This window comes from Mesorhizobium sp. P5_C1 (assembly GCF_054049815.1).
Genome location: NZ_JBFULQ010000190.1, coordinates 1 through 9,711 on the forward strand (window position 1 = coordinate 1; position 9,711 = coordinate 9,711).

At 64.8% G+C, this 9,711-nt stretch carries 9 protein-coding genes; 1 reads left to right on the plus strand and 8 read right to left on the minus strand.

What is annotated here, in order from left to right:
* Positions 1 to 683, plus strand: a 683-nt coding sequence (locus ACXJ7R_RS16500; RefSeq protein WP_457152769.1) for a thiamine pyrophosphate-dependent enzyme, incomplete at its 5' end; no start/stop codon positions are given.
* 286 nt (positions 684 to 969) lie between these two features.
* Here ACXJ7R_RS16500 and ACXJ7R_RS16505 read toward each other — a convergent pair.
* The 8 genes from ACXJ7R_RS16505 to ACXJ7R_RS16540 form a co-directional block, all read right to left on the minus strand.
* Entirely contained in the window at positions 970 to 2,658 is a 1,689-nt protein-coding gene (locus ACXJ7R_RS16505) for an ABC transporter ATP-binding protein (protein WP_457152770.1), read from the minus strand.
* Positions 2,658 to 3,602, minus strand: a complete 945-nt coding sequence (locus ACXJ7R_RS16510; RefSeq protein ID WP_457152771.1) for an acetamidase/formamidase family protein — start codon at positions 3,600 to 3,602, stop codon at positions 2,658 to 2,660. The genes ACXJ7R_RS16505 and ACXJ7R_RS16510 overlap by 1 nt, the downstream gene beginning before the upstream one ends.
* Positions 3,603 to 3,706: 104 nt before the next feature.
* Positions 3,707 to 5,335, minus strand: coding sequence for an ABC transporter substrate-binding protein (locus ACXJ7R_RS16515; RefSeq protein ID WP_457152772.1), 1,629 nt, complete (start codon positions 5,333 to 5,335; stop codon positions 3,707 to 3,709).
* 29 nt (positions 5,336 to 5,364) lie between these two features.
* The gene (locus ACXJ7R_RS16520) at positions 5,365 to 6,285 is read right to left on the minus strand and encodes an ABC transporter permease (protein ID WP_095088311.1); all 921 of its coding nucleotides are present in this window, start codon (positions 6,283 to 6,285) and stop codon (positions 5,365 to 5,367) included.
* A gap of 2 nt (positions 6,286 to 6,287) precedes the next feature.
* On the minus strand, positions 6,288 to 7,136 hold the full coding sequence (locus tag ACXJ7R_RS16525; protein ID WP_457152773.1) for an ABC transporter permease: 849 nt from the start codon (positions 7,134 to 7,136) through the stop codon (positions 6,288 to 6,290).
* 7 nt (positions 7,137 to 7,143) lie between these two features.
* Positions 7,144 to 7,728, minus strand: coding sequence for an ANTAR domain-containing response regulator (locus tag ACXJ7R_RS16530; protein WP_457152774.1), 585 nt, complete (start codon positions 7,726 to 7,728; stop codon positions 7,144 to 7,146).
* Positions 7,725 to 8,864 (minus strand): transporter substrate-binding protein, encoded by a 1,140-nt coding sequence (locus ACXJ7R_RS16535; RefSeq protein ID WP_457152775.1) that lies wholly within the window; start codon positions 8,862 to 8,864, stop codon positions 7,725 to 7,727. Before ACXJ7R_RS16535 ends, ACXJ7R_RS16530 begins: the two co-directional genes overlap by 4 nt.
* Before the next feature lie 477 nt (positions 8,865 to 9,341).
* A partial coding sequence (locus ACXJ7R_RS16540) for a hypothetical protein (RefSeq protein ID WP_457152776.1) occupies positions 9,342 to 9,711 on the minus strand: 370 nt, incomplete at its 5' end.

Consider the following 9,711-nt stretch of genomic DNA (forward strand, 5'->3'; position numbering starts at 1 on the left):
AGCCAAGGGATGCCGTCATACATGTCCTTGCCCGACCGGAACACGATCTGAACGACGCGCTTTTACGGCTTGCGGACGAACTGGGCGCTGCTGATCATGCGATCTCTCCAACCGCCAGGGAAAAGCCATCGCCCCCGACGGGAACGGTCATCTCGCAGGCGGTCGCACAAGTGCTGAGCGCCCTTCTACCCGAGCAAAGCGTCATCGTCGATGAGAGCGTCAGTTTCGGTCGCGATTTCTTTTCCGGCACAAAGGGTGCGGCCCAGCACGACTGGCTGCAGCTTACGGGCGGCGCAATCGGTGCAGGTATTCCTCTTGCCACGGGAGCGGCAATTGGCGCGCCCGGCCGACGGGTCGTGAGCCTGCAAGCGGACGGGTCCGCACTTTATTCCGCACAAGGATTGTGGACACAGGCACGCGAAGATCTGGACGTCACGACGATCATTCTTTCCAACCGCAAATACGCAATTCTCCTCGGCGAGTTTGCAAATGTCGGAGCCAATCCCGGGCGCGTCGCGGCGGACATGATGAGCCTGGAGAACCCGTCGATCCGCTGGATCGATCTGGCGAAGGGATACGGCGTCGAAGCAGCGCAGGCGGTGACGATGGGGCGTTTTGCGGATCTGGTGAAAATGTCATTTCGACGCACGGGACCATTCTTGATTGAACTTGTTATTCCCTGATTGCCGCAGGTATCCCACACCCTAGGCAGCTGAGTTGAGCGCATGGCTATCGGCGATTCAGCCGTGTCCTCGCCTTCAAGCCCGACACATCGACAGTCGCTCAATCGGGACTTCTCGCGTTGTGCTAGGCTATAGGCTGGCATATCCCAGGTTCAGGCTCTTATGCCCCGCTTGGCTGGCAGGTTCAGTCCCTGAAAAACTAGCCAAGGTCRGTAGGGCCACTAGCCACCCACCCGCTCACCCCGGAACCCGGCCGAGATGATTTGGTGCGCCGGTCTCTGCAACACTACTTCTGTGGGTTTGCGATGCGTGGGACCGGTATAGGCACGGCGGCGATCAGTTCACGCGTGTAGGCTTCGCGCGGTGATGACAGCACCGCGCGGCGTGCGCCGGCCTCGACGATGCGGCCGGCGCGCATGACGGCGACGTTGTGGCTCATGCGCTCGACCACGGCCATGTCGTGCGAGATGAACAGATAGGAGAGCCCGAGCGTCTCCTGCAGCTCCAGCATCAGGTCGAGCACGCGCGCCCGGACCGACACGTCGAGGGCCGCAACGCTTTCGTCGGCGACAATCAGCTTCGGCTCGAGTGCCAGCGCGCGGGCGATGCAGATGCGCTGGCGCTGGCCGCCGGAAAATTCATGCGGATAGCGCGTGGCATGATCGGCGGCGAGGCCGACGTGCTTCAGAAGCGAGGCCACACGCTCGTTGCGGTCGCCCTTGGCACCAATGCCATGGATGACGAGCGGTTCTGCGATGGCAGCGCCCACTGTCATGCGCGGATCGAGCGAGGCGTAGGGGTCCTGAAAGATCATCTGCGCGGCGCGGCGCACCGGCCGCATCGCGGCGGGGGAAAGGCCCTGGATGGCCGTGCCGCCGATGGTCACTGCACCCGTGAAAGGCACGAGGCCGAGCACGGCCTTGCCGGTGGTGGATTTGCCGGAACCGCTTTCACCGACGAGGCCGAGCGTCTGTCCCGGCATGATGTCGAAAGAGACGTCCTGCACCGCCGGCGCCTCGGCGGCGCGGCGACGGAAAAGGCTGGCGGAAGCGCCGTAATCGACGACGAGGTTCTTGACCGACAGCACCGGCGCGGCGCCCTCCGGCGCGGCTGGTCGGACGGTGGCGGTGACCCTCGGCGGCGCGTCGGTCGCGGCGTACGCGCCGAGGCGCGGCACGGCGGCGAGCAGCTCGCGCGTGTACTCGGCTTGCGGCCGCTCGAAGATGTCGAGCACCGGGCCTGCCTCGACGATGCGGCCGTCACGCATCACGGCCACCCGGTCGGCCATCTCGGCGACGACACCCATGTCGTGGGTAATCAGGATGATGGCGGTGCCGAACTCCCGCTTCAACTCGCGCATCAGTTTCAGGATCTGCGCCTGCACGGTCACGTCGAGCGCCGTCGTCGGCTCGTCGGCCAGCAGCACTTTCGGCCGGCAGGACAGCGCCATGGCGATCATGACGCGCTGGCGCATGCCGCCGGAGAGCTCGTGCGGATATTGCTTCATGCGCCGCGCCGGGTCGTTGATCTGGACGACGTCGAGCATGGCACGGGCGCGGCTTTCGATGCTGGCGCCTTCCGCGCCCTGATGGGTGCGGATCGCCTCGGTCAGCTGCGCGCCGATCGAGTGTACCGGATTGAGCGAGGTCATCGGCTCCTGGAAGATCATGGCGATCTCGCCGCCACGCACATCGCGCATGGCGCGCTCGGACAGGAGCGGCAGGCTCTGACGATCGAGCCTGATGTCGCCGCCGGCGATGCGCAGCGAGGTGCGCGGCAACAGCCGCATGATCGAAAGCGCCGTCACCGACTTGCCCGAACCGGACTCACCGGCGATGCACAATGTCTCGCCCGGCGCCAGGGCAAAGCTGATGCCGTCGATGACGCGCCTCGCCCCTTCAGGCGTCAGCGCGTCCACTGACAATCTGTCGACGGTCAGGACGGCGTCCTGCTCTGGCCCGGAAGCATCCGCCATCAATTGAAGACGATTCTTGGGAAGTAGAACGAGACGACCCAGTTCGGCATGTCAACGATCTCGCTGATGCGCAGGTCGCCGCAAACCGAGCAGAGCATGTAGGCGTCGACCGGCTTCAGCCCATGCTCCGCGGCAAGCAGGTCGACCATGCGCATGACGCTTTCGCGCGCCGCGGTCATCAGGTCCGGCCCGATGCCGGTGGTGGCCTCGTAGCCGGCCGCGTCGAGATGGCGGGTCACCGGTCCCGGCGTGGTGAAGCGCGGGCTTTGCAGCCGCGCGTCCTTGACCAGCTCGATCGTCGCCTCGACATCCATACGGCTCTCGATGGCGGTGCCGCAGACCTCGCCGTCGCCTTGAGCGGCATGGGTGTCGCCGATCGAAAACAGCGCGCCCTCGACCTCGACCGGCAGATAGAGCGTGGTGCCAGCCGAAAGGTCGCGGATGTCGAGATTGCCGCCGACACGGCGCGGCGGCACGACCGAGTGGAGGCCGGGTTCGGCAGGCGCCACGCCGATCGTGCCGGCGAAGGGTTTTAGCGGTACGCGGCCACCAGGGCCAAAGAGTGCCGGCGTCATCGCGGCGGCGTCATATTTCCAGATGTGCAGCGCCGGCTCCTCGAACTGGTCGGCGAGCAGGCCGAAGCCTGGAATGTTGGCGGTCCAGCCGAGGCCCGACGGTTCGAAATGGCGCAGCGTGATCTTCAGCGCATCGCCGGGCTTGGCGCCCTCGACATAGACCGGTCCGGTCACCGGATTGACCTTGCCGAAATCCATCGTCCTGACGTCCGCGACCGTGGAGCTGGCGTTGAACTGCCCGCCTGAGGAATCGAGACATTCGAAATGGATTGTCGAGCCGGGCCTTGCCGTCTGCGCCGGCTCGAAGTCGCGGTTCCAGCCGAAATGATGGCTGGCGCGATGGATGGTGTAGTCGCACTTCACGCACATGGTTTTTTCTCGTTGTCTTGGGCAAGCCGCCCTCCCGTGCAGGCGGCATCATGGGACGGTCCCGGCGGCGAGCTGGATGCCTGCCGCCGCGAGATGAGAAGAGCCTATTTGTTCACGTAGATCGCTTCGTAATCGATGACGCGGGTGGGATCGATGTAGATCTCGTCCGGGCCGCCCATGCGCTTGGACTTGGCCACCACGCGGCGTTCGTTGAAGACCGGGATCCAGGGTGCTTCATTGGTCTGGATGTCGGTGAAGATCTGCGCCCAGGCCTTGTTGCGCTCCTCGGCCTTGGCCGGTACCGGCATGGCGTCAGCGGCCTGGCCGCGGGCGTCGATGTCCTTGTTGCAGTACCACGACCAGTTCCAGCCGCCGGCAACAGCGCTGCCGCAGCCCAGGATCGGCCCGTAGAAGTCGGACGGATCCGGGAAGTCGGCGATCCAGCCGAGGCCGCCGGACCAGACCATCGGCGCCTGCCCCTGCGTGCCGCCGGCGGCGATCACGTTCGGGTTCGCCACCGCCTTGATCTCGGCCTTGACGCCGATCGCCGCCAAATCCTGCTGGATCGCCTGGGTGATGCGTGGCTGCGGATCGGTGTTGGAGGTGTAGATCTGCGTCGAGAAGCCGTCCTTCAACCCGGCTTCGGCAAGCAGCGCCTTCGCCTTTTCGGGGTCGTAGGCATAGCCCTTGTAGTTCTGGTCATAGCCCGGCATCAGCGGCGGCAGCACCTGGCTGGCCGGCGTGGCGCGGCCGTTGATGATGCGCACGATGCGGTCCTTGTTGATGGCCATGTTGACGGCCTGCCGCACCTTGGCGTTGTCGAACGGCTTCACCTGCGTGTTCAAGGTGACATAGCTGGTCTCGAGCTGCTGGCGGTCGACGATCATGCCCTCGAACTCGGCCGACTTCTTCATCTCCAGATATTTCGCCGGCGGGATGCCGTCGCCGGCGATATCGACCTCGCCCTTCTGCAGGCGCAGCAGCGCCACCAGCGGCTCCTGGCCGACTTCGACGGTGAAGCTGTCGACATGCGGCCGGTCCTTGACGAAATAGTCGGGGTTCTTCTGGAAGACGAGGCGCTGGCCGATCGTCCATTCCTTCAGCGTGAAGGCGCCGGAGCCGACCGGGTGTTTGCCGAAATCGCCATTGGCGGCTTCCACGGCCTCCTTCGGCACGACGGAAGCGAAGTTCAGCGCCAGGACGTTGAGGAAGGTGGCGTCGGGCTGCGACAGGGTGAACTTGACCGTGTGGTCGTCGACCGCGGTAATGCCTTCCATCGTGTCGGCGGTGCCGGCGGTCATCTTGTCGGCGCCGACGATCGAGTGGAAGAAGCCGGCGCCGGGGCCTTGCGTCTTCGGGTTGACGGCGCGCTCGATCGACCACTTCACGTCCGCCGCCGTCACCTCGCGGCCGTTGGTGAACTTGACGCCCGGATGCAGTTTGAAAGTGTAGATCTTGCCGTCGTCGGAGACGTCGTAGCTGTCGGCAAGCGCCGGCCCGAGCTCCGTCGTGCCGGGCTTGTAGTCGACGAGGCGCGAGAACAGCGCGTTGATCATCGACCAGTTCTGCCAGTCGTAACCGACGGCCGGGTCAAGCGTGGCGATGTCGTCCTTATAGGTGACGATGATGTCGCCGCCGTTGGTCGGCGTGTCGGCGAAGGCAAGCTTGGCCGGCACCAGGGCGGAGGTGGCGAGCAAGGCCGCCAGGCCCATCCTTTTGGCGAATTTGTTCATTGAGTTCACTCCTCTGTTGGTTTTGTTGGTTATTGGCTGCGGATGCGCGGGTCGACGAAGGGCGCGATGAAGTCGGCGAGCAGATTGCCGAGCACGATGGCCAGCGCCGAAACCAGGGTGACGCCCATGATGATGGGCACGTCGACCTGCTGGATGGCCTGCCAGGCGAGCTGGCCGATACCGGGCCAGCCATAGACGGCCTCGACCACCACCACGCCGCTCATGAACTGGCCGATGTCGATGCCGACCATGGCGATGATCGGCAACAGCGCGTTGGGCAGCGCATGGCTGAGCACAACACGGCGGCCGCTGAGACCCTTGGCATGGGCGGTGCGCACATAATCCTGGCGCAGCACCTCGATCATGGCCGAGCGCACCATGCGCGCGTACCATCCGGCGCCGAGCACGCCGAGCGTGAGGGCCGGCAGCACCACATGCCGCGCGGTGCCGAAGCCGGACATCGGGAACCAGCCGAGCGTGGCGGCAAAGACGTATAAAAGCAGCAGCGCCACGACGAATTGCGGCGACGAGACGCCGACGAAGGACAGCATCATGATCGAACGGTCGACGAAGCCACCGCGCCAGACCGCCGCGATGATGCCGAAGGTCAAACCAAGCGCCACCTCGACGACGATGCCGGCGGCCATGAGCACCAGCGTCGCCGGCAAGCGCGCCAGGATCAGCGGCAGCACTTCGGTCTTCTGCGTGTAGGAGCGGCCGAGGTCGCCATGCAGCAAAGAGCCGACATAGTGCAGGAACTGCATGATCAAAGGCTGGTCGAGACCGAGCTCATGGCGGATCGCGGCCACCATCTGCGGCGTAGCTGAGCGGCCGGCGATCAGCACGGCGGGGTCGGCCGGCAGGTAGTAGAGCAGAAGGAAGGTGATGGCGGCGACGCCGAGCAGGATCAGCACGGCCTGGACAAGACGGCGGGCGAGGAAGACGGCCATCGTTACAGCCTCCCGCGCTGCGTCGGGTCGAGGATGTCGCGCAAGGCGTCGCCGATCAAATTGAACGACAAGGCGGTGGCGAGGATGATCGCGCCGGGGATGAACACCAGCCAGGGCGCATCCTGGAAATAGCTCTGGCTCTCGAAGATGATGTTGCCCCAGGAGGGTTGTGGCGGCTGCACGCCGATGCCGAGAAAGGACAAGGTCGCCTCGAGCAGCACCGTGGTGGCGATGCCGAGCGTGCCCCAGACGATCGCTGTCGGCATCAGATGCGGCAGGATGTGCAGGAAGATGATGCGGCCATTGCCGGCGCCGAGCGAACGTTCGGCGACGATGAAGTCGCGCTCCACCAGGCCGCGCGTTTCTGTGTAGACGATGCGGGCGACCTGCACCCAGTTGACCAGCGCGATGACCATGGCGACGATCCACAGGCTGGGCTTGAGCAACGCCGCGAGCGCGATGGCGAGCAGCAACGCCGGGAATGCCATCATCAGGTCGGTGAAGCGCATCAGCAAATTGCCGACGGTGCCGCGCAGATAGCCGGCGAGCAGCCCGACGAGAAGGCCGATCGCGACGGCGACGCCATTGGCGACGAGACCGATGATCAGCGACGTGCGGGCGCCGAACAGAACGCGCGAGAAGAGGTCGCGTCCAAGCGTGTCGGTACCGAACAAATGCTCGCCGCTGGGTGGCAGCGGTGCGCCTTCGAGCGACAGGCCGTCGGTGAGCTGGTTGTCCGGCGAGAAGTGCACGATCCAGGGCGCGAAGATCGCCGCCAGCAAAACGATGACGACCACGATCAGCCCGAACAGGGCGGAAGGCCGTCTGACAAGTTCGCGCAAAACCCGCATGCGGCGCCTACATCGCCCGCGGCACGGGCTCATGCCCGGCGACGATGGCCGCGGCGACATGCTCGACGGTGAGTCGGCGCTGCATGGCGAGGCGACAAAGGATGCGATAGGCGCCGTCCTCATCCGTACCCTGCGCGGCCATGATCGAGCGCATAGCGTCATGGACGATCGGCCTGAGCCGCAAGCGCTCCTCCAGGCCGGCAATGCGCGCCCGCACAGCGGTACGCTCGTGATGGGCATGTGTGGCAAGCACCAGCGCCGGATAGACCGAGGAGGCGACGACCGGCTTTGCCATGATCGCGCCGGCGCCCTTGGCCAGCGCCCAGGCGATGCGGCCCGGCGCTTCGGAGCCGAGGAGTGCCACCACCGGAACCGGTGCATCGTCGCCATTCCATGGCAACAGATCGTCCCACCCCTGATCGGCATCGACCAGGACGATATCGGCCGGCGTCTCGGCAAGATCGAGCGGCTTCCACTGCACCAGAACGGTGACGCCGAGACGTTCAAGCTGCCGCTTCAGGCGCTCGATGTTGTCGTYGGCGCGATGCAGGATCGCGGCGCGCCAGGAAACGAAATTGGGCGTGCGCGTCATTGCACCACCCTCAGATGCGGGGCGTGCTGGATGGGCAGCGTGCCGACGAGATAAGGGTCGGCGGCGATGGCGCCATGCGAGGCGATGATGTCGAAGCCGGAGCGCTCGTTGATGCGGCCCAGATGGAAGGGCAAGGCGGCGTGGTTGGTGCGCGGATCGATGGCCAGCGTGCCGAGCACAGTCTGCCGCGGCCGGGCATGCAGGAAGCCGCGCACGCTGGCAGGGTCGTCGCGGTCGGCCTCCGACACCGCCTCGGCGCAAAGTTTCACGGCGGCGTAGGCGCCGGCAAAGAAGCTGGAGACGCGACGCTCGGCGCCGAAGCGGGCGGCGACGCGTTGCTTGAAGCCGCGGTTCTCGAACGACGCCAGGCTTTCGAAATAGGAAGCCGTCGAGAGCTGGCCGATAGCCACGCCCGGCTCGATCTCGCCGAGCTCGCATTCGGTCAGGTCGCAGCTCAGCACCGGGCAGTGCTCCGGCGCGAAGGCGGGATCGTGCGCGGCGAGCTGCTTGACGGCGGCAAGGAAGGCATAGCTCGAAGGGCCGATCATGTTGTTCAGGATGAAGTCCGGCCTATGGCGCTCCAGGTCGGCGATGAGCAGGCCGACATCGGTCTCCTCGATCGGCAGGCAGCGCTCGCCCACCACCTCGCCGCCGGCGCGCATGAGAAGCTCGCGCGCCAGCCGGTTCATCTCCCAGCCCCAGACATAGTTGGCGCCGGCGAGATAGACGCGCTTGCCGTGGCGCGGCAGCATATAGTCGAACAGCGGGATCAGATGCTGGTTGGGACAGGCGCCGGTGTAGATGACGTTCTCGTTGGCCTCGAAACCTTCATAGGGGCAGATGTACCAGAGCAGCCCGTCATATTTCTCGACCAGCGGGATGACATCCTTGCGCGACAGCGAGGTGATGGTGCCGATCACATTGCGGCAGCCCTCGTCGCGCAGCATCGAACGGATCAGATCGAGGTAGCGCTCCGGCTGCCCGGCCGGATCGCCGAACACCGGCTCAATGCGCACGGGGCTGCCGGCCTTCTCCAGTTCCTCGATGGCGAATTCGGCGCCGGCGCGGCAGTCGCGCCCGATCGCCCCGTAGGGACCGGTGGTCGAATAAAGAATACCGACCCTGAACGTCTTCACCCGGACCTCAAAAAACAAAGGCCCCACACGCACCCCATGCTCGATGAGACGCGGCGGGGCCATGCTGCCCTTGTCCGGCCTTGCCGGACGCGATGTGTTACGCGGAAAAATGTGCGCTTGCGAAATAGAACACGAGCAGGCGCACACTTGTCAACGGCGACTTGCTCGAATGGAATAGCTTGGAGGTTAGCTCATTAGACGGTCGGCTCGACATGGAGCATGCAGGTCAGTCCACAGTCTGCATTTCGGCCGGGCTACCTAAGGCTGCCGGTTAGAATGCGAGCTGATCGACTGCCTACAATCCGGCAAGGGGAAATGCCCGATCCTGGCTTGATCACGACCTCCAAGTGGTCGCAAGCATTTCCGCTTTCGTGAAGCGTCGAGGCTGACCTCTACGACCGAGATGAGGCGCGAAGCAGTCGTTTGAGATGGTAGCCAGGAAAGGATTGTTACGGACTACCTGTCGCTCCAGTCTTGTTATGGCTTGTTCAAGGCATGCGACCAGGCGCCCACTTCCGAGCGACTCACGATCACACTACCCGCCTCGATTTCGCGCTGCATGCGCTGTCCCAAAGTTTCAATATCGACCTCAGCGGCCGTCGCAACTCCCCGGCTCTGGATTTCCGGCAGCATCGTGACAATAAGTTCGGCGGTCTGGTTTGACCATTCGAATCCGCCCTTGGTTCCCCCAACCACCGCCTCCATGTGCATTGAGGGCGCGGGCAATCCAGCCGCACGGAATGCCGCATCGAGCTTGATACCCATATTGGTCTCGATACCTTTGAGTTCGCAAAGCCAAAGTCCAATCACCCCGATCCATTGCTTGATGATCCCGCAAGCACAAACG